The organism is Aristaeella hokkaidonensis (assembly GCF_018128945.1).
Lineage (GTDB): Bacteria > Bacillota > Clostridia > Christensenellales > Aristaeellaceae > Aristaeella > Aristaeella hokkaidonensis.
The window spans coordinates 720358-740931 of record NZ_CP068393.1; the positions used below are offsets into that span (position 1 = coordinate 720358).

General features: G+C 53.1%; 15 protein-coding genes. 12 read left to right on the forward strand and 3 right to left on the reverse strand.

Annotated features, from left to right (window positions below; all coding sequences use genetic code 11):
• Positions 1 to 76: 76 nt before the first annotated feature.
• The 4 genes from JYE49_RS03385 to JYE49_RS03400 all read left to right on the forward strand — a co-directional run bounded on the left by JYE49_RS03385 (position 77) and on the right by JYE49_RS03400 (position 7015).
• A complete protein-coding gene (locus JYE49_RS03385) occupies positions 77 to 4264 on the forward strand; it encodes an SH3 domain-containing protein (protein WP_304583302.1) in 4188 nt (1395 codons plus the stop codon).
• A 295-nt stretch (positions 4265 to 4559) separates the two neighbouring features.
• The gene (locus JYE49_RS03390; RefSeq protein WP_093956069.1) at positions 4560 to 5870 is read left to right on the forward strand and encodes a CapA family protein; all 1311 of its coding nucleotides are present in this window, start codon (positions 4560 to 4562) and stop codon (positions 5868 to 5870) included.
• A gap of 2 nt (positions 5871 to 5872) precedes the next feature.
• Positions 5873 to 6358, forward strand: a complete 486-nt coding sequence (locus JYE49_RS03395) for a hypothetical protein (RefSeq protein ID WP_093956070.1) — start codon at positions 5873 to 5875, stop codon at positions 6356 to 6358.
• Positions 6359 to 6364: 6 nt separating this feature from the next.
• Positions 6365 to 7015, forward strand: a complete 651-nt coding sequence (locus JYE49_RS03400) for an MBL fold metallo-hydrolase (RefSeq protein WP_093956071.1) — start codon at positions 6365 to 6367, stop codon at positions 7013 to 7015.
• Between the two features lie 162 nt (positions 7016 to 7177).
• Here JYE49_RS03400 and JYE49_RS03405 read toward each other — a convergent pair whose 3' ends face one another.
• The 3 genes from JYE49_RS03405 to JYE49_RS03415 all read right to left on the reverse strand — a co-directional run bounded on the left by JYE49_RS03405 (position 7178) and on the right by JYE49_RS03415 (position 11669).
• Complete coding sequence (locus JYE49_RS03405) at positions 7178 to 9442, reverse strand: transglutaminase-like domain-containing protein (protein WP_093956072.1); 2265 nt, start codon at positions 9440 to 9442, stop codon at positions 7178 to 7180.
• A gap of 134 nt (positions 9443 to 9576) precedes the next feature.
• Positions 9577 to 10728 (reverse strand): DUF58 domain-containing protein, encoded by a 1152-nt coding sequence (locus JYE49_RS03410; RefSeq protein WP_093956073.1) that lies wholly within the window; start codon positions 10726 to 10728, stop codon positions 9577 to 9579.
• Positions 10725 to 11669 carry an AAA family ATPase gene (locus JYE49_RS03415; RefSeq protein ID WP_093956074.1) on the reverse strand — a complete coding sequence of 315 codons (945 nt, stop codon included), beginning with the start codon at positions 11667 to 11669 and terminating at the stop codon, positions 10725 to 10727. The genes JYE49_RS03410 and JYE49_RS03415 overlap by 4 nt, the downstream gene beginning before the upstream one ends.
• A 228-nt stretch (positions 11670 to 11897) precedes the next feature.
• Between JYE49_RS03415 and acpS the strand changes: the two genes are divergently transcribed.
• The 8 genes from acpS to JYE49_RS03455 all read left to right on the forward strand — a co-directional run bounded on the left by acpS (position 11898) and on the right by JYE49_RS03455 (position 20544).
• On the forward strand, positions 11898 to 12263 hold the full coding sequence (acpS, locus tag JYE49_RS03420; protein WP_179217189.1) for a holo-ACP synthase: 366 nt from the start codon (positions 11898 to 11900) through the stop codon (positions 12261 to 12263).
• A 141-nt stretch (positions 12264 to 12404) separates the two neighbouring features.
• Positions 12405 to 14123 carry a phospho-sugar mutase gene (locus JYE49_RS03425; RefSeq protein ID WP_093956076.1) on the forward strand — a complete coding sequence of 573 codons (1719 nt, stop codon included), beginning with the start codon at positions 12405 to 12407 and terminating at the stop codon, positions 14121 to 14123.
• Positions 14124 to 14176: 53 nt separating this feature from the next.
• Positions 14177 to 15214, forward strand: a complete 1038-nt coding sequence (locus JYE49_RS03430; protein ID WP_093956077.1) for a YesL family protein — start codon at positions 14177 to 14179, stop codon at positions 15212 to 15214.
• Between the two features lie 2 nt (positions 15215 to 15216).
• Positions 15217 to 15963: a class I SAM-dependent DNA methyltransferase gene (locus JYE49_RS03435; protein WP_093956078.1), complete on the forward strand. Its 747-nt coding sequence runs from the start codon at positions 15217 to 15219 to the stop codon at positions 15961 to 15963.
• Between the two features lie 85 nt (positions 15964 to 16048).
• Positions 16049 to 16921 (forward strand): Hsp33 family molecular chaperone HslO, encoded by an 873-nt coding sequence (hslO, locus tag JYE49_RS03440; RefSeq protein ID WP_179217190.1) that lies wholly within the window; start codon positions 16049 to 16051, stop codon positions 16919 to 16921.
• A complete protein-coding gene (locus JYE49_RS03445) occupies positions 16918 to 17754 on the forward strand; it encodes a hypothetical protein (RefSeq protein WP_093956080.1) in 837 nt (278 codons plus the stop codon). Before hslO ends, JYE49_RS03445 begins: the two co-directional genes overlap by 4 nt.
• 37 nt (positions 17755 to 17791) lie before the next feature.
• Positions 17792 to 19726 (forward strand): chitobiase/beta-hexosaminidase C-terminal domain-containing protein, encoded by a 1935-nt coding sequence (locus JYE49_RS03450; RefSeq protein ID WP_093956081.1) that lies wholly within the window; start codon positions 17792 to 17794, stop codon positions 19724 to 19726.
• 26 nt (positions 19727 to 19752) lie between these two features.
• Entirely contained in the window at positions 19753 to 20544 is a 792-nt protein-coding gene (locus JYE49_RS03455) for an amidohydrolase family protein (RefSeq protein ID WP_093956082.1), read from the forward strand.
• Positions 20545 to 20574: the final 30 nt, after the last annotated feature.

Sequence of the window (20574 nt, forward strand, 5' to 3'; positions counted from 1 at the left end):
TGACATGGCAGACTGACGGCAGTACAATATCCGGGAGCTGTTACATTCATCACATACAATTCAGGAGGACCGGATTATGACGATCAAGCATCAATGGATCCTGAAAAGAGCGACAGCACTGCTGGCAGCTCTGCTGCTGGCACTTTCCGCACTGCCCATGGCATCAGCTGCAAGTGATGACTGGGCGGCACTGCAGATCAGCCTCAGCTGGTATGACAGCATGGGTGTTTTGCAGAGTGCTGCTGCCTTCCCGGCCACAGAAACTGAGGCAGGCGAAGGCTGCTTCTGGGTGCTGCTTCCCGCGGATGCCCCGCTGGACGGACTCGCTTTTTCAGCAATCCATCCTGCGCATGAATATCAGTACTCTCCCGAACCCGGCACCATACTGACCGGTGTAACGGACGCAGGAGAATATATGGATGGCGTCAGCTACATACCTGTATCCGCAACGGATCCGGAAACCGGCATGACGGAAGCATTTTATCTGTATATTTCCACAGTAACAGACCAGCCGATGCCTGTGCCGGATGAACAGGAACCTTACACGGAACCGCAGCCCGAACCGGAACCCTATACCGAGCCGCAGCCTGAACCGGAACCCTACACCGAGCCGCAGCCCGAACCGGAACCCTATACCGAGCCGCAGCCTGAACCGGAACCCTACACCGAGCCGCAGCCCGAACAGGAACCCTATACCGAGCCGCAGCCCGAACCGGAACCCTATACCGAGCCACAGCCTGAACCGGAACCCTACACCGAGCCGCAGCCCGAACCGGAACCCGAAGTGCAGACAGGAGTGCCTACAGAAGCGCCTGTTATGCCGATCGGGGAAATCATTAACCGTTACGGCAAGACGACTGCCAAGGTCAATTACCGCCAGGAACCGAGCAAAAATGCCGGGAAATACGGAGAACTTGCTCCGGATACGATGGTTTACCTGATCTATACCGACGTCAACAGCGCCGGAGAAGCATGGACGCTGGTTGAAGCAGAAGGTCATACCGGCTATCTGATGAGTGAATTCATCACTGTGCTGACGAATGAGGACAGTGACGCATATAACAATGCCCAGCCGATTCCGGCACATATCTATACATACGAGGAAGTATTCCCCACGCCGGCCGCTGAACCGGAACCGGCTGCAGAGCCTGTGCCCGCTGCTGAACCGGAACCTGCCGCAGAGCCTGTGCCTGCTGCTGAAACGGAACCGGCCGCAGAGCCTGTGCCTGCTGCTGAACCGGAACCGGCCGCAGAGCCTGTGTCTGCTGCTGAACCGGAACCTGCTGCAGAGCCTGCTCCCGCAGCTGAACCGGAACCTGCTGCAGAGCCTGCTCCCGCAGCTGAACCGGAACCTGCCGCAGAGCCCGTTCCCGCAGCTGAACCGGAACCTGCTGCAGAGCCTGCTCCCGCAGCTGAACCGGAACCTGCCGCAGAGCCCGTTCCCGCAGCTGAACCGGGACCTGCTGCTGAGCCTGCTCCCGCAGCTGAACCGGAAAAGGAAACTTCCACAGTTACAGAAGCGCCTGTGATCACAGACGGCGAGATGATTAATCGCTACGGCATCACTAACGTCGGGAAGCTTGCGCTTCGTGAACAGCCCAATAAGAAAGGCAGAGAACTCACACGCCTGGACAGGGGCGTTCACGTGTATATGTACCGCGCGGATCAGAACAGTGCCGGCGAAAGCTGGACATATGTTGAAGCGAACGGGCGGAGAGGGTACATCAAAACTGAGTTCCTGGATCCGTTGACACAGGAAGACAGTGACGCCTGGGACAATTCTCAGCCGACGCGCGTTCCTGTGCTGACTGAAGAAGAACTGTTCCCGCGGACTGAAGAACCTGCCGCGGAGCCTGCTCCCGCTTCTGAACCGGAACCCGCCGCGGAGCCTGCTCCCGCCGTCGAACCGGAACCCGCCGCGGAGCCTGCTCCCGCTGCTGAACCGGAACCGGCCGCAGAGCCTGCTCCCGCTGCCGAACCGGCACCTGCTGCGGAGCCTGCTCCTGCTGCTGAACCGGAACCGGCCGCAGAGCCTGCTCCCGCTGCCGAACCGGCACCTGCTGCGGAGCCTGCTCCTGCTGCTGAACCGGCACCTGCTGCGGAACCTGCTCCTGCTGATAAACCGGAACCCGCCGGACCTGACACCAACAATCCTGAAACCGAAAAATCCGAAACTGACCAGCCTGCTGCCAGCCAGCCCGATGTGGAAACACCTGCTCCGGAAATCCCTGTGGGCGAGATGATGAACCGTTACGGCAAGACAAACAGCAAGGTGTTCTTCCGCAAGGATCCCAGCACAAAATCCAGCAAGCTGAGCCAGCTGGGCAAAAACACTTATGTGTATATGATCCATACCAAAGAGTATGACAATAATGAAGTCTGGACATACGCACAGGTGAACGGGAAAACCGGATACATTATGACAGAGTACCTTGATGCGCTGACTGAAGAAGACAGTGCAGCATGGGATAAAGCACAATCCAGTCCTGCTCCCATTTATTCAGGAGAGGAATTCTTCGCGACGGCCACACCTACCACGGCGCCGACAGCGACACCTACCACGGCACCGACAGCTACGCCGACTACGGCTCCGACGCCTACGCCTACTACAGTACCGACAGCTACGCCGACTACTGCTCCGACAGATACGCCGACCACAGCGCCGACAGCTACACCGACTACAGCTCCGACCGATACGCCTACCACGGCCCCGACAGCAACGCCGTATGTAGCGACCGATACCCCTGCGCCCGCTCCTACACCGGTTGAGCCGACACAGGAGCCTCCGCAGCGCAGCGGATATGGAATCACCATCGGTGACGGTATCCCGGTACGTGAAAGGCCGACAGCCGCAAGCGCAATCAAGGAAGAGCTTCCGGTCAACAAGATCGTGTATGTGTACGGCCAGATCTACCAGGATGGTATTGCATGGCACGAAATCGAACATGACGGACGCTGGGGATTTGTCCGGGCAGACCTGATCCGGATTATGTCTTACGGAGAAATGGCCGCTTACGAAGAAAAACTGCAGCCACAGGACACGCCGATTCCCAATGTGACTATTGCACCCTATACATATGATCCGAATGAGCTGAGCTGCTACGGTTATGTGACAACAGATGCGGTGAATTTCCGTACGGAACCCAGCTCCAGTTCCAGAAGGATCCGCCTGATGAAACGCTACGCGACATTCATTGTCTATGGTTCTGTACAGGCCGACGGCGAAACCTGGTACAAAGTCTCCTATGACGGCCAGATGGGTTACCTGAACGGCAAGTACTTCAAACAGATGACTGTCAGCGAAGCTGAACAGTTCCTCCAGTCTGACAAGTACAGAGAGGGACTGACCAACAACAGCACCCAGAGTACAACAAACAATAATACAGGATCTTCACCGACTACAACCGGAAGTCCCACAGGTATCGTAACCGCTGAAGACCAGAAGGTCAGTGAATGGGTGAATCCTGCCGCGGGAGCTGCTGTAAGCTATAAACCATTTGATCCTTTTGCCACTCCCGAACCGCTGCCGGAAAACGAGTTTGAGAACAATGAATTTGTCAACTCCCTGATCGATCAGGTGAAGGCAGGAACTATGAAGCAGGAAGAGCTGAAGATGGAACTGGAGAAGTTCTATAAAGACGCAGCTGATCCTGCTGCGGTTGTGGACAGGGCCATGGCCTATATTGAAGGCAAGACAGAGCTAGCTACTGAAGAGCCTTCCCAGTCTCCTGAACCGCTGGCAACAGAAGAAATCACCGAATTCCCGCAGGAACAGAGCACAGGCGGCGGAGCCGGATGGGTTGCTGCCGGTCTGGTGCTGGCTGCCGGCGCAGGCGGCGGATACTACTGGTATCTGCAGCGTGAACGCAAACGGAAAGCAGCCCAGAGAATGGCCCAGAAGCGTGTTGCACAACAGAACAGGGCAGCACAGCAGAACAAGCCCAGAACGGCGGCACAGCCCGGTACCGGAAACGGAACAGGAACAGGTAATGCTGCTTCCGCACAGAATGCTGCCAGGGTACGGACCGGAAACTATACGGGCAGCGCGGGCACAACAAAGCCCAGAGTAACGCCGACAACGCCTTCTTCCGGAACGGGTAACGGAAAGACTTACGGAACCGGTACAAAGAATCCGTACGGACGTTATACCAGATCCGGATCGGATGAAGAATCGGCTTACACAGCCAGTTTCAAACCGGAAGGCGGAGAACCCAGACCCCGCCGCAGCAGAAGCGGTGATTCTGACCAGACACCCGAAGCATAAACGGGAACCGGTTTAAGCCGGTATTCAATAAGGGGAGGAGACCGCGGAAAACGGTCTCCTCTTTCCCTTTTCAGGGTGTCATGATATAATCGTTGCAACTGCTGCAGACAGGAAGGAGCATATATCACCATGACGAACAAAAAGCAGAGTACAAGAACCAGGATGGCCAGAATTGTAGCCCTTGCGACAGCAGGCGTGCTGCTTTTTTCCATTATCCTGACGTATGTGCTGAGATAAGGATATAATGATATTGACATCAGATCATTGACCGATACGAGGAAAGGAGGGACAGGACATGGGACGCGGACAGATACAAAAACGGAAGTTTTCAGCCGGTACCAAATTCATGGTTGGACTGCTGGCAGTTGTACTCCTGGGCTCCGCGGCTGTTCTGGGAAGACTATCCTCCGGCGCAACGGTGGATCTGAGCAAGCTTCAGATGAGTGTTCTGGAACTCCAGGAGACATTTTCACCTGACGACGGGATGAAAACAACGGAGACCAGAAAGCCTGAGCAGGAAAACAGCGTACAGACCGCAACAGTGACAGTAAAACCTGCGACTGAGGAGAAAGCGGTATCTGAAAACGCAAACGCATCCTGCACCATGACGTTCGGCGGAAGCATATCGCTGTCCGGCGAGGTTCGGAAAAACAGCTGGAACGCAGACGCAAAGATGACCGACTATTCAGATGTGATGATGCTGCTGAGACCGTATGTAACGGCAGACATCAACTGTGTTTTCCTGGAAAATATTCTCAGTGACGAGCATAAAGCCAATGACAATGTGGCGCCGGACTCGGCAGTATCCCTGCTGAAGGAAGCCGGGTTCGGAATTGCTGCCTGCGGATTTTCACAGGCATATGCCGCCGGAAAAAGCGGCATGGAAGCCACACTGAAGGTGCTGGATGAACAGCAGATCCAGGCAACCGGTATCGGCAGGACAGAGGACAGCATCTTTACGACAACAAACGCAGGCGGCGTGAAAGCGGCATTTCTGCAATACACGGATACGATATCCTCCAAGACGCGGAAAAGCATGGCCAAAGACGGAACAGAAGGACTGATTCCGGCGGCGGAGCTATCGCGGATTACAGAGGATATTGCTTCTGCCAGAGCGCAGGGGGCTGAAGCGGTGATTGTCATGCTGAACTGGGGAAAGACCGGAAAAGATCCTGACAGCAAACAAAGACAACTGGCTGAAGGCATTGCCCAGGCCGGTGCAGACCTGATCATAGGGAACGGAAGCCATGTGCCACAGACGGCGGAATACATTACAGGCAGTAACGGAAAGAACGTTCTGTGTATCTGGAGCCTCGGAACGCTGCTGGCGGGAGACCGGACCAATACCAAAAAAGTTTCCGGATACCTGCTGCATGTGACTGTACAGAGCGACGGACAGGGCGGCGTTGATATCCTGCGGCCGGAATATACTCCGGTATATACCTGGAAGTATAAGCAGGACGGAAGATATTATTATCACTGCGTCGCCTCCAATAATACGATCCCGGACGGCATGGACAATGACCAGCGGAAGAAAATGGCAGATTCAGCCAATACAGTGGAAAGCGTCCTGCAGGGCTCTCCTGTGACTGAACGGAGACAGTAACAATGCGGATGAATGCCCTGAGAAAGGAACTGCAGGAACTGATGCAGATTCCACAGACAGCCAGACAGCCGGCGCTTCGCAGAAGCCTGTCGGAATACTGGCTGTATTCAACGGATTTTCCGGCTGTCAGCGACAATGAAAACCTGACTCTTTTCCTGAAGGCAATCAGGAATGCAGGATGGGAGTTTACAGAGGAGAAAGGCTGGATCCTGATGAGAAAACCGGCTATGGAACCGCCTGAAGGATGGTATGACGGTTCGTTTGGCACGGAAGCAGCCTGCTGCCTGAGCCTGCTGGACAGACATGAGAAAAAGGCGGCTGAAGAGCCGGAAACTGTACAAAGAATGCTGATTAAAGCAGGAGAAGAGGGCGAAAAGAAATATGAGGCGGCCTGTGCCTGTCTTCATCGGGACTGGGCCGCACGTCTCAGGCGTGGCGAACCACTTCCGGAAATAAACCGGATGTATTTTACAGGACGAAAGGAATGAGAGACCATGCTGATTCAGCACATCGGACACGCGGAATTTCTGATTATTACGGAAAGCGGCGTGAGGATTGTGACCGATCCGTATGACGCATCCTGCGGTTATCCGCTTCATAGAACAGCGGCGGATATCGCGCTCGTTTCCCATCACCATCATGATCATGACGCTGTGGAGAACCTGAAGGGGGAACCAAGGGTTATTGATAAGGCCGGACAATATACGCCGGAACCTGATGTGAAGGTGACGGTCATGAAGGGCTTTCATGATGATGAGCAGGGAAGCAAACGGGGCGAAACCCTGCTGTTCCTGATAGAGACAGAGGGGCTGCGGGTTGTGCATCTTGGAGACCTGGGCTGTCTGCTGGATGAGGCGCAGCTGGAGCAGTTGAAGAACCCGGACGTGCTGATGATCCCTGTAGGCGGCTTTTATACCATTGACGCTGACCAGGCAAAGCAGATTGCCGATCAGCTGAACGCGCGCCTGATCCTGCCTATGCACTATAAGACGGAATACAACCAGGAATGGCCGATCAGCGGACCGGAGGCATTCCTGGAGCTCTATGATACAAAAGAGATTTGCCAGGGCGCTGAAGCGGTCCGGGTGACAAAAGAAGATATGGAATGCCAGGCGAAGGTAATGCTTTTCAGCGCGATGCGGTGAAAAGCATTACCAATGAATAATGAAAACTTAAGACTTAAAACTTAAAAATGGTGGATAAAACTCTTCCAGAAATCTGGAAGAGTTTTTAAGTATTTAAGTTAAGAGTGTAAAGTGAAGAGTGAAGGAGTGTAAAAATGTGCAGTTCTAATGAACTGCACATTTTTAAAACTGCGCCTTTTTATTGAAAACTCTGCGAAGGAGATAGCGGAGACGGGCTGGACGGGAAAGGTCGCCCTTCAGGAGAACGGCGGTATCCCGGAGAATGGCGGTCTCAGCTTCAGTTACCTCGGCAGGTGAATAACGAATCCATGAAATACATTCTCCCACAGGATTCAGGGAAACATTGAAATGGGAGGCACGGTCAATCCGACGGCCATAGGCCATGGGCGTTTCGCCGGAACGGCGGGAAAGGTTTTCTGCATATAACAGGTCTGCAATTTCTCCGGACCAGATGTCAAAACGCTGGGATTCTGATTTAGCTCGCTTATCGCGAACGGCAGGGTCTGTCAGACGGATCCTGAGGATCAGCGCGGCCAGAAGCAGCAGTAGAAGCAGGAGAAGCCAGGGGAATGAACCGGGGGATTCAGGTGAATCTGTATCCGTATCGGGATCGGATGAAGGCGGGTCAGAATCAGGATTGTCAGAAGGATCATCGGGATTCTCGGGCGGTTCCGGTTCAGGCGTAGGTTCGTTTTCGTCCGGGGAAGATTCCGGCGGTTCCGGTTCAGGCGTCGGAGCAGGATCAGGAGAAGAAGGTGAATTTGCATTGTCCTGGCTGCCGCTGCTGCTGTGCCTGGGAGTAGCGTCAAAGGTGAGCCAGCCGAAGCCTTTAAAATAGACTTCCGTCCAGGCATGGGCTGAAAGACCCGTAACAACGGCCTGGCCGTTTGCATCGGGTTCAGCCACATATCCTTCCACATAACGGGCCGGAAGGCCGATCATACGGCACAGGACCGTCATGGCGGAAGCAAAGTAGGTGCAGTAACCCTCCTTAGTGTCCAGGAGGAAAGTGGTGACAAAATCCATATCCGGAGACTGGGACTGTACATCCAGCGTATAGCGATAACTGCGACTCAGCCAGGAACGGAGCGCCAGCGCTTTGTCATAGGGAGAAGCGGCAACGGAGGAAGCTTCACGCGCCATGGAATAAACGATCTCTTCCAGATGAGCAGGAAGCGTTGTATATGTCTGGACGATTTTTTCGTATGCGTTGTCCTCCATTGTGGAGCATACTTCTATCAGGGTACCCAGACCTGAATCGCCGGCAAGGAAGATGGGCGCGGTTACGGTGTAAGTATCACCGGGCTGCAGATTCCGGGTGACAAAAAGTTCAGAAGAGTTATTAAAGTACGGTACGAGATCTCCACCCGGGATCAGGTCCCTGACCCGCTGGGGAACGAAGAGGGTAGAGGAAAACTGTGTGGAAGTATCACTGTCATCATCACTGAGCATCCGTACAGAAATGGTAACGGGATCACACAAGGCATTTCGAATGTTCAGCGGCGGAAGTTCTTCATCGAACAGCGCAGCACGAAGATCGGCAAGCCTGGAAGACTGCCGGAGATAACGGCGTCTGTCAGTTGTGTTTATCCAGCTGCGTCCGGTATATTCGTTCAGGATAACGCCGCGCAGATAAACTGTGCGGGGTGTTGAAACCTTCATGACAGGATGATTGGACGGATTCGGTTTGCCACCCAGCTGATCCTGTCCTTCAGGATAGTAGTTTTCAGAAGAAAGGGAGAAAATGTCTCGCGGTTCGGTGAAAAACAGCCGATCCAGAACTGCCTGACGCAGTTCATCAGCTTTCTGGCGGAGCGGGTTTTGACCGGCACCATTACCTGCGAGCAGGAAAGCGGCCGCAACAAGCAGTACAACAAGTGGAATAAGCTGCGGAAGCGACGTCTCCGGGAAACGTTCTGTCATCAGAATCAGGAGCAGCGCAATCAGTGCAGGCAGGAACCAGGGAATCAATTCACGGGCTCCGGAAAGATAAATCAACAGTATCATCCCGAAGCAGAGGACTGCTGACGGAAGGAAGGATGCGCCGCGCAGGCAGGCAAAACAGCAGATCAAGGTCGTCAAAACTGTCAGCAGGGCAGTAACAGAGGAGGCGACCAGGGGAATCACTGTACGGATATTGTTACAGCGAAGGACAATGGCCATTGCTGCATCTGAAACTGTAAGCATTCCGCCCATTGCAAAAAGCCAGAAGAGAAGAAGGATAAAGGCGGCTCCAGCCGCGGCAAAACTGATGACGCGTTTGAGAGATGCCAGCTCAAACAGCAGGATGATGACCGAAATCCAGAGGATCAGGACGGGAGACGGTAAAGCCGGATCCAGAATACCCAACAAAGGCAGCAGGAGACCGACTGACAGCAGAAGAGACAGAAGAGCGTGAACCAGACGGGGACGAAGGGATTCTGTCATGTCAGGGGGCTCCTTTCCAACCAGACGAATCTTTGATTCGGCCTGATTAACTGATTAACTGATCGCTCTTCATTGGTCATTGGGAAACTCAGAAGTGAAGAGTGGAGAGTGAAGAGTGTAGAGTTGGAAGTGTCTTACGTGTCCGGAGTCACGTAAGATACTTCCAAACCCGCTTCACGCAGACGAGCAATAAGAGGCAGAACATTTTCATCATCGGGGGCAAAGGTGACCAGGTAGAGGCGGATATTCGGGCCGGCCCGATGCATACGGATCATGATATCCACCATGGGAATATTCAGCCTGGCGGAGATGATGACAACACAGCCAACCTTCCGGAGACGGCTGCTTTCCATGGAAAGAACCCGCTCAAAACGATCTGTTTCAGAGAATTCCACACGGGTCAGATAATCCATGGCAATAGGCAGTCCCATACTTTTATCCACATCCACAGGATGCTTCCCCGGGAGCGGCATGCGGATCTGATGATCCGTAACTGTCTGGGAGGTAACGATGGACGCAGCAGTTTCGAGCATTGCGTCACGGATATCCGCTCCTGCCCGGGCATGTCCCCAGGAGGGCGGCGGTGAACAATCCATGAGAACCAGCACATCCTGAAGAATCGGTTCGTCAAATTTGCGGACAACGAGTTCACGCTTGCGCATGGAAAGCTTCCAGTGGATTTTTTTCATAGCATCCCCAGGCTGATAACTGCGGATGTCGGAGGGAGCATTCAGGTCTTCCGTAGCCCTGGACATGAGTTCACTGCCGGGATCCCCGGGAGCCAGCTTCAAAGGCTCCACGTCGAAGGTCTGGGGAAGAACCACCAGCTCAAAGGCGGTTTTGCGGAGCACAATCCGGCGCTGAACCAGCCCAAGCAGATCCTCTACAGTACAGGAATGAAGACCGACAGAGAAAACGCCCACATGGGAAGCGTGAATCGGCAGCTTCATGCTCTGCAGACGATGAGGCATATTTTTCAGACGGACATCCCTGTCACGGTTGCCGACAGGATCCGACAATTCCAGAAGCAGCGGCGCAACCGGAATGAGACCGCGATGGCGAACCCGCAGACTCAAAACCACATCATCGCCGCGCCGGACCGTTTCTCCGGAGAGCACGCCTTCCACTTCCAGTGTGGCGGAAGCCCAGAGCACCGCAACGACAGCGCCGGCCAGGATGAGCAGGATCAGGATGGAAAGCAGTAAAAAAAGCTGACTGCCGGTGCAGAGCGCAACCGTCAGCAGCGTCAGAAATACAGCAATGGGCAGGGTAAGCTTCAGTTTCATAATTTTACGGGAACAGAGGTATTCTGCAGGGTTGTCAGCAGAAACTGCTCCGCAGGAATTCCTTTCATCTTGGCTTCAGGGGAGAGAATCATCCTGTGGGCCATGACCGGAAGGAACATATGCTGTACATCCTCAGGCAGGACAAAATCCCGGTCATCAAGCATGGCGCAGGCCTGGGCACCGCGAATCAGGGCAATTGCCGCACGGGTGGAAGCTCCAAGTGAGAAGGAGGGATCATTTCGTGTGGCAGCGGCGAGGGAAGCAACATAATTCCGGATTTCCGGAGAACAGTAAACCGTAGTAACCTGCTCCTGCATGGCCAGTACGTCCTGGGCTGAGCAGATGGGTTCAATCGTTGTCATGGGAATGACGGAGCCGCTGTAGCGTTCCAGGACGTCCATTTCCTGCTCGACAGTCGGATAACCGATAGAGATCCGGAGGAAGAAACGGTCCACCTGCGCCTCAGGCAGGGGATAAGTGCCGACAAACTCACCGGGGTTCTGGGTGGCAAGTACAATAAAAGGCTGGGGAAGCGGATGAGTAACGCCGTCGACGGTCACCTGATGCTCTTCCATGACCTCAAGCAGGGCGGACTGGGTTTTGGGGCTCGTACGGTTAATTTCATCTGCAAGGACAATCTGGCTCATCACGGCGCCCTCTTTGAATTCCATTTCGCCGGTCTGGAAATTGACCATGGTGAAACCGGTAACGTCAGAAGGCATCAGGTCAGGTGTGAACTGAATCCTGCGGAAGGAACAGTCCAGGGAACGGGCGAGGGCGCTGGCCAGCGTGGTTTTGCCCACGCCGGGAACGTCTTCAATCAAAACATGACCTTTGCACAGCAGAGCGATGAGGGCATATTCAATGGCTTCTTCCTTGCCGACGACAGCTTTGCTGATATTCTGCTGCAGGGCCAGGACCATTCTGCCGGGATTGATCATAGGAAACCTCCCAATGAAATACTTAAAACTTAAGACTTAAAACTGAAAAATTAAAATGATGAGATCAGAGACTCACCACCGAAATTGCGGTTCGTACATCTCTGAAACATACTAAGTTATTATACCTATAATTGATGAAAACCGCAAGGTGTGGTATGATTCGGATGAGTTGGCCACGGAATGCAGTATAGAATGTCCGTATGCATGCAGACAAAGGAGAGAAACAGCATGATCAAGGGACTGGGCCTGGATTTGTGTGAGATATCCAGGATGGATAAACTGCTTGAGAATGACCGGTTCCTGAACCGGTTTTTTACAGAAGCAGAAGCCGGATATATCCGGTCAAAAGGGAAAACAGCCGGCCAGACGGCCGCCGGGATCTATGCAGCCAAGGAGGCGCTGGCCAAAGCCCTGGGAACAGGTATCACATTTGATCTGAAAGAAATAGAAGTAGTCCATGATGAAGCCGGAAAACCCGGATACAGACTGACTGGAAAAGCCGCAGAGATGAGCGGCGGCGATCACTTCCTGCTGTCTGTTTCCCATGACGGCGGCATCTCCGCGGCGGTTTGCGTAAGGGAACAGGAACATTGACGAATAAGTCGATGTTCCGTTTTGTTTCTGCTGTTTGCGCTTGTCAAGAAGAGAGAAAAAAACTATAATTAACATGCGGTTTTCCGCATATATAAAAGTAACTGAGAGAACCGGTCTGAATAAAGGAAAGGCGGTAAGAACATGACAATTCGTGAGAACTATGAGCAGTGGCTGCGGGACTTTGCGGATGACCAGGATACGATCCGGGAACTGAAAGCCATCGGTGAAGACGAAAAGGAAATGGAAGACCGCTTCTATACGGAGCTGAGCTTCGGAACCGCGGGAATGAGAGGCGTGCTCGGAGCCGGCATGAACCGGATGAATAAATACAACGTCCGGCGCGCAACCAAAGGTCTGGCAGGATATCTGCTTGAGAACCCGGAGGAAGCGAAACGCGGCGTAGTTATTGCTTATGACAGCCGCCGGTGCAGCGCAGAATTCGCAAAGGATACAGCGCTGGTGCTGTGCGCAGAAGGCGTACCGGCTTATCTGTTCGACGCGCTTCGTCCGGTACCGGTGCTGAGCTTTGCGGTGCGCCATCTGCACGCTAAGGCAGGCGTGGTTATTACAGCCAGCCATAATCCGCCGCAGTATAACGGATACAAAGTGTATGGTGAAGACGGCGCACAGGTGGGGCCGGAGGCCGCTGAAGGCATTACCCGGGTGATCCGTTCCACGAAATATACAGACTGCGTACTGATGGATGAACAGGAAGCGCTGGACAAAGGCCTGCTGAAAATCATCGGCAACAAGGAAGTGGACGATGACTATATCGAGCGGGTCAAAACACTGAGCATCAATCCGGAACTGCTCCGAACAGAAGGCTCGAAGCTGAATATCGTTTACACGCCCCTGCACGGCAGCGGAAATGTACCAGTCCGCCGCCTGCTGAAGGAAATCGGCCTGACCAATGTTGCGGTTGTGAAAGAACAGGAAATGCCTGATCCGAACTTCAGCACAATCAAGGTTCCGAACCCGGAAGATCCCGGAGCCTATGAACTGGCGTTCAAGCTGGCGGCTGAGGTGAATGCGAACGTGATCTTTGCCACAGATCCGGACTGCGACCGCCTGGGTGTGGCTGTCAAGGACGGACAGGGAGAATGGCATCTGCTGAGCGGAAACCAGATCGGATGTGTGCTTCTGCATTACATTCTGTCCAGCCTGAAAAAGGCCGGAAAGCTGCCAAAGGATGGTGCCGCAGTCAAGAGTATTGTTTCCACGAGCCTGGCGAACAAGATCTGTGAAAGCTTCGGAGTATCCATTTTTGAAACCCTGACGGGATTCAAGTTCATCGGCGAGAAGATCCAGCAGTTTATGGACAAGGGAGATCACACCTTCCTGTTCGGATTTGAGGAAAGCTATGGATTCCTTTCCAGCACCTTTGTGCGGGACAAGGACGGTGTGAATGCGAGCCTGCTGGTCAGCGAGGTCGCCTGCGCATGCATGGCAGAGGGAATCACGTTCTATGACCGGATCCAGGAGATTTTCAAGGAATACGGATACTATGCCAACAGCGTGGTTTCCACAACGCTGCCCGGCAAGGACGGACTGACCAGGATGAAGGAAATCATGAGCAACCTGCGTGCTCAGCCGCCAAAGGAAATTGCCGGACTGAAGGTAACCGCAGTCCGGGATTATCTGAAGGGAATCCGCACAGAGAACGGACAGGAAACGCCGACCGGTCTGCCAGTATCCGACGTGCTGTATTTTGAACTGGAGAAAGGCAACTGGGTTTGCGTCAGACCTTCCGGCACAGAACCCAAAATCAAGCTTTATATCAATGCCAATGCTGCCGGGAAAGCAGAAGCGGAAGTGCTGAGCGAAGCCCTGTGCGAGGCAAGCAAACGCCTGATGAACTAATCCATAAGAAAAAGAAATCCAGTATCTACAGATTGCAAGGGAGATAGAAAGACATGTTTGGTAGAATGATGAACAACTACTATTACGGGAAGAGCGGAAAAGGCGATTTCCGGAAAGAAGATCTGCCTCAGAACAGGCGCCAGCTGTTCAGGGACACACTCAAAACACGGCTGAGCGCACTGTGCAGGATTAATCTTCTGTATATGCTCATCTTTCTGCCGGCGATGCTGGTGATCATGTTTTCCTTTACCAATATCCTGTCCACAACCAGCAACCTGATGATGGTTGAACAGAATGATTATGCCGGTTTTGTTGAACAGGTGACCCAGAACGAACAGGAAGTTACCATTACTGAAGAGCAGTTCAATGAACTCAAGAACGCTGACGTAAATCTCGGGGACATGCTGGACAGCACGGTGTTCCGTATGCTGCTCCTGCTGATTCCCTGCATTGCCATTACCGGGCCGTTTACGGCAGGCCTTAGCTATATCACCCGGAACTGGGCGCGGGATGAGCATGCATTTATCTGGACGGATTTCAAGGACGCAGTCAAAGCAAACTGGAAGCAGTCCCTGGTGCTGTCTTTGATTACTTCTGTCCTGCCGATCGCTGCCTATGTCGGATGGCGCTTTTACGGACAGTTGGCGCAGAACAATATGATTATGATTGTTCCGCAGGTACTTGTGGTCCTGGTTGGAATGATCTGGTCGATCAGTATTACCTATATGCATCCGCTGGTGGTCACCTATGAACTGAAAACAAAAGACGTTATCAGAAACGGCCTGCTGCTGGGTGTAGCCCGTCTTCCCATGAGCGTTGCAATCCGGCTGCTGCATTGTGTTCCTGCCCTGATCGGCGGACTGCTGATCTGGTTCTGGAACCCGATGATCGGCATGCTGATCCTGTTTGCCTATTATGCCCTGATCGGTTTCTCCATCAGCCGCTTTATCACCGCCAGCTATACGAATGCGGTGTTTGACAAGTACATCAATCCGCGGATTGAGGGTGCAAAGGTCAACCAAGGCATCTACAAGCCGGAAGATGACGATGATGAAGAAGATGAAGCCGTGGAAGGGGATACGGATAACTAATCATGTACCAGGGATTTGCAGAACTATATGATGAATTGATGGATGACGTCAATTACGAAGGCTGGGCGGATCACTATGCCCGCCTGCTTTCGATTTACGGAATACGCAGCGGCAAGGTATGTGAATGTGCCTGCGGAACCGGAAGCCTGACCCTGCCGCTGCAGAAGCGCGGCTTTCAGATGACAGGAGTGGACATAAGCCGGGAAATGCTGTGGCAGGCTGCCCAGAAAGCCCGGAAAAACGGAATCGCAATACCATTTGTACAGCAGGATATGCGGAGCCTGAATCTCCATAAGCCTGTGGACGCGGTACTGGCTACCTGCGACGGGGTGAATTATCTGCTGACGGAGGAAGACCTGCTGGGATTCTTCCGGGCGGCAAAAAGATCCATTCTGCCGGGCGGAGCATTGATTTTTGATGTATCCACCCCTTACAAACTGAAGAACATCCTGTGCTCCGGGCTGATGTATGAAGACCGGGACGATGTGACTTATCTGTGGCAGAATACCTGGCACGAAAGATCACAGACGGTTAACCTGGACCTGTGCTTCTTTGTGCGGGAAAACGATGGCAAATACCGCAGGATGGAGGAGCACCAGACGCAGCGGGCCTGGAGTATGGATACGCTGAAGGAAGTGCTCTGGAAGGCCGGATTCCGGGCGGTGTGCATGTATTCCAACGGATCGCTGAACGCCGCCAAAGAACAAGATGAAAGATGGCACATAGCAGCGACGAATCCTGTGAAGTAAACGCCTTTGGCATACTTCACAGAATTGCGCGGCCGTAATGAACAATTGACAATGAACAATGATGGTTACTGGGAAGAGGATTACTATGGACGAGATGCTGCAAATTGACCTGTGCAACGGACAGGTGCGGGTGATGCTCTGTGAAACCACGGAGACCGTACAGCGCTGCGCAGATATTCACACGACAACCCCTGTGTGCACAGCGGCGCTGGGCAGGCTGATGACCGGAACGGCAATGCTGGGTATCATGATGAAGGGGGAAGAGGAGAACGTTACCGTCACAATCAAGGGAGACGGGCCGATGGGCACCCTGGTGGCAGTGGCGGACCATGGAAAAATCCGTGCCTGTGCTGACAACCCACAGGTGGAGCTTCCGCTGCGGGAGGACGGCAAGCTGGACGTTGGCGGCGCCGTCGGACATCACGGACGAATGAGCGTGATCAAGGATCTTGCGCTGCGGAAAAACTATATCGGACAGAGCGAACTGGTGAGCGGTGAAATCGCCATGGACTTTGCCCAGTATTTTACAGTGTCAGAACAGCAGCCATCCCTGGTGGCACTGGGTGTGCTTGTCAGCGGTGATAACGTGCTGAAGGCCGGCGGCCTGCTGATCCAGCCCCTGCCGGGATGCCCTGACGAGATTATTGATCAGCTGGAACTGAGAAGCCCCATGTTTGCGGACATCAGCCGGGAAATGACTTTCGCCCCGATTGAGCAGCTGTGTGAGGACTGGTTCCGGGGCATGGAACCGAAGATCCTTGAAAGAACGCCTATCTCCTATACCTGTACATGCAGCAGGGAAAGGATGGAGAAGGCCCTGATTTCCATGGGAGCCAAAGATCTGCAGTCCCTGATCGATGATGATGAAGGAGCTGAATTGGTCTGTCACTTCTGTCACGGGAAGTATTTCTTCACGACTGAGCAGCTGAAGGCCATGCTGAAGGAGGCAAAAAAATGAAAATGCCGATTATAAACTTTGATGAAAGATTTGCTGATTTTATGTCTGACTGGATGAAGAACCATCAGGATCAGTATGAAACTTTTGACGATATGGAAGAGGATATGCCCAGAATATATGTGGCATTCCTGAATACCCGGGCGAAGTGGCTCGGCAATGTTACGCCAGGCGCCTATTTTACCCAGTTTGAGGATCCGAAGGTTCTGGTGGACTGGCTTGCGCAGTACTGCGAGGAAGGCGCGCCGGTTCCGGATCTGCTGATGGAGCAGATTACCACGGTCGGACGCCCCTGTGAAAAAAGGCTGCTTGAACTGCTGAAGGACGAGGAAGCAACCGAAGAAGCGAAAATGATTGCCATCAATCTCCTGAGAGAGATGGAAAGCGTGCTGCCGAAGATGCTTTATATCACCTGGCAGCTTGACCGGGAAGGCAAAGATGAGCTGAAAGATAATGCCCTGGAAAGCCTGACCGATATGGGAGAATGTGTGGTTCAGCCTATTCTGCAGGAACTTCCCAAAGCCAATGCGGCCGGTGAAGAAGCACTGCTGGAGGTGCTGTCTCATTTCCCCGGAAACGAGCTGATATACAAACTGGCAATCAAGCTTTTTAAGGAACGGAAGGAGCGCAGAGCCCTTTTTGCCGGATATCTGGCGAAGCTGGGAGACGACCGTGCCCTGCCTGAACTGATGGCAGCGGCAGAAGAAGAGAAACTGCCTTACCTGACGTTTATTGAAATCAGGAATGCAATTGAGGAGCTGGGCGGCATATGTCCTGAGCGTAACTATGATGATGATCCTGAGTATGAAGCACTCAGGGATCTGGACATGAATTGACTGTAAATCATTATGACCTGAAAGGAGGCTGCCGGAGATGCTGTGTCCCAGATGCGGATATTATGCGGAAAAGGAAGAAACTGTCTGCCCGGAATGCGGAGAAATCCTGACCACCGGCACAGACGCCCCCTACAGCGGCGCCGAAGCCATCCGGCAGGGCAAACGGGCCAGGCTGGCCATCCATGAGGCTGCCGAAAGGACCATGGAGATCAAGAGAAGACGCCGCAGCGGCGCAAGCCGGGCGACGGTGGAAATGCCTGCACTGAAAGATGAACGGGAGGACGAGGAGGTTTTCCCGGACTACAGGATTTCTGAATCGGAAATCGCCGGAGAAGAAGGCGGGGAAGAGGTCGTCTTTGAAAGACGGCGCAGAACCGTTTATGACGAGAATGATGATATCCGGGAACAAGCCAGGGCTTATACTGAATGGATTGAACAAGGCGGCGGAAAACGGCTGAAGATGGTGAACTGGATGAAGATTGCCATCGCCGGAGTGGTCCTTTTAGCTATGATTGTAGGCGGAAGCTGGCTGTTCCTTAACAATACAGAGGGCGGACAGAAGGTTATGGCCCGCCTGGGTAAGGAAGCGACTTCTGCCGCCCTGTGGGCTGTCGGAGAAGACCTGATGAACAATGGCGATATTGACGGCGCCATCGAGAGTTTTGAAAAGGCAATGCTGCAGGACGAAGCGGAAGAGCACGTCGACGTAGACGGAATGCTGATGCTGGGAAGCGCATATGAGGCAGCCGGACGGACAGAGGACGCCGCCAAGCTTTACGCGCATATTTATGAAGGGACTCCATCCAGGCCGGAGGCTTATGTAAACCATATCCGGATCCTGCTGAACAACGGAAAACTGGCCGACGCAGGCAGGCTGATGAAAATTGCTTACGAGGAAACCGGTGAAGTTACTTTCCAGACGCAGAGAAGAGACCTGCTGCCGGAAGTGCCGGTTGTGGATCCTGTCGGCGGATACATAGAGCATAAAGTAACGCTGAACATGTATTCCAATCAGGGATACGACGTTTACTATACCTTTGATGATGACATTGAAAAAGTAAAGCTTCCTCAGGACGGAATACGCTTTACCGAAAAGCTTACACTTGACGAAGGAACCTGGAACCTGCGGGCAGTGGCTGTAAACGGCGAACTGGTATCCGACGAAATCAAGGGTACCTATAAGATCATCATGCCTTCTCCCCAGATGCCCCAGCCTAATCTTGCGCCGGGAGCTTATAAAACCAGGAAGAAGGTAAGCCTCAGACCCGGCAAGGACAATGAAAAAGACGATGATATCCGCATATTTTACACTGTTGACGGATCAACACCAAATGAAGACAGCCCGGAGTTTACCGGAGAACCGATCTTGCTTCCCACCGGACATAAGGTGACGATTAAAGCAATTGCAGTAAACCAGTACGGCAAGGAATCACAGGTTCAGGAAGTCAGCTACAAGATTGAGGTTAAGCCCTATCCGCTTTCCGCCTGGGATATAGAAGAAAAGGTCAGCGGACTGGATCTGAACAAAACCACCATGCAGGCATTCCAGGCTGAATACGGTCCAGGGCAGGAAGTTGAGATTGAAACCACGAAGAACAGCGGATTCACCACGGCACTTCGGAAATTTGAGTATTCGTGGGGATACGCGGTGATGAACCTGAACAAAAAGACCTGGGTCCTGGTTGAACTGCGTTTCAATGACAAGGCGACATTCAAGGCGCCGCGTGATACCGGTATCGGAGATCCCAAAGACTACGTTATCGGCAAGTTCAGAGATATGGGACAGGTGGCCAGCGCCAGCGGGAACCGGGGGCTGTATCATCTGGACAATCTTTCTGACGGTAAGTACCTGGCAAAAGAGAACTCCATCCGATACCGTATTCGAGTGGACGGAACGTGGTATCAGCTGAAATATTATCTGAATGATAACGGTACGGTGAAAGAAATCGAGTACCGGTATATTCCGAAATAAAGGATTGAAAGGAATCCCGGGACACTATGCAGATAACAGATATTCATGCACATGTTTTTCCTGATCCGATCGCAGGAAAAGCATCCGGCAGTATCGGAGCATTTTATCAGATGCCGGTTCGCCTGGAAGGTACTGTCGGACAATTGCTTGAAAAGGAACAGGAGGCAGGAATCGGGCATGCCTGCATCCATTCAGTCGCACTTGCACCCCATTATGTTGATTCCATAAACCGGTTTATCGCAGATACCGTAAAGCAGCATCCCGACCGCCTGACAGGGTTCGGCGCGATTCATCCGGACTGTGAAGACATTCCGGGCCTGATCCGGGAGATCAAGGGAATGGGACTGAAAGGCCTGAAGATCCATCCGGATATGCAGAGGTTTGCCCTGGACAGTCCGGCTGCCATGGAAATGTTTGCAGCCATTGAGGGTGAACTGCCGATTATTATTCATACCGGTGACCCAAGATTTGAATATTCCAATCCCAGGCGGATGAAAAAGGTGCTGGACGCTTTTCCGAAACTGGTATGCGTCTGTGCCCACCTGGGAGGATGGAGCGAATGGGACGACGCGAGCAAAATGCTGACAGGATATGAAAACGTCTATGTGGACACGTCGAGCTCCCTTTACGCATTGAATCCGGAAGAAGCACGGAGACTTATCCGCTGTCACAGCAGGGAACGGGTACTTTTCGGCGCGGATTATCCGATGTGGGTTCCTTCAGAAGAACTGGAAAGGTTCTACAGACTGGAACTGACGGAGGGAGAAGAGGAGCAGATTCTTTGCTTAAATGCAAAGAATCTGCTTAATGAAAACTGAAAACTTAAGACTTAAGACATAAAAATACGG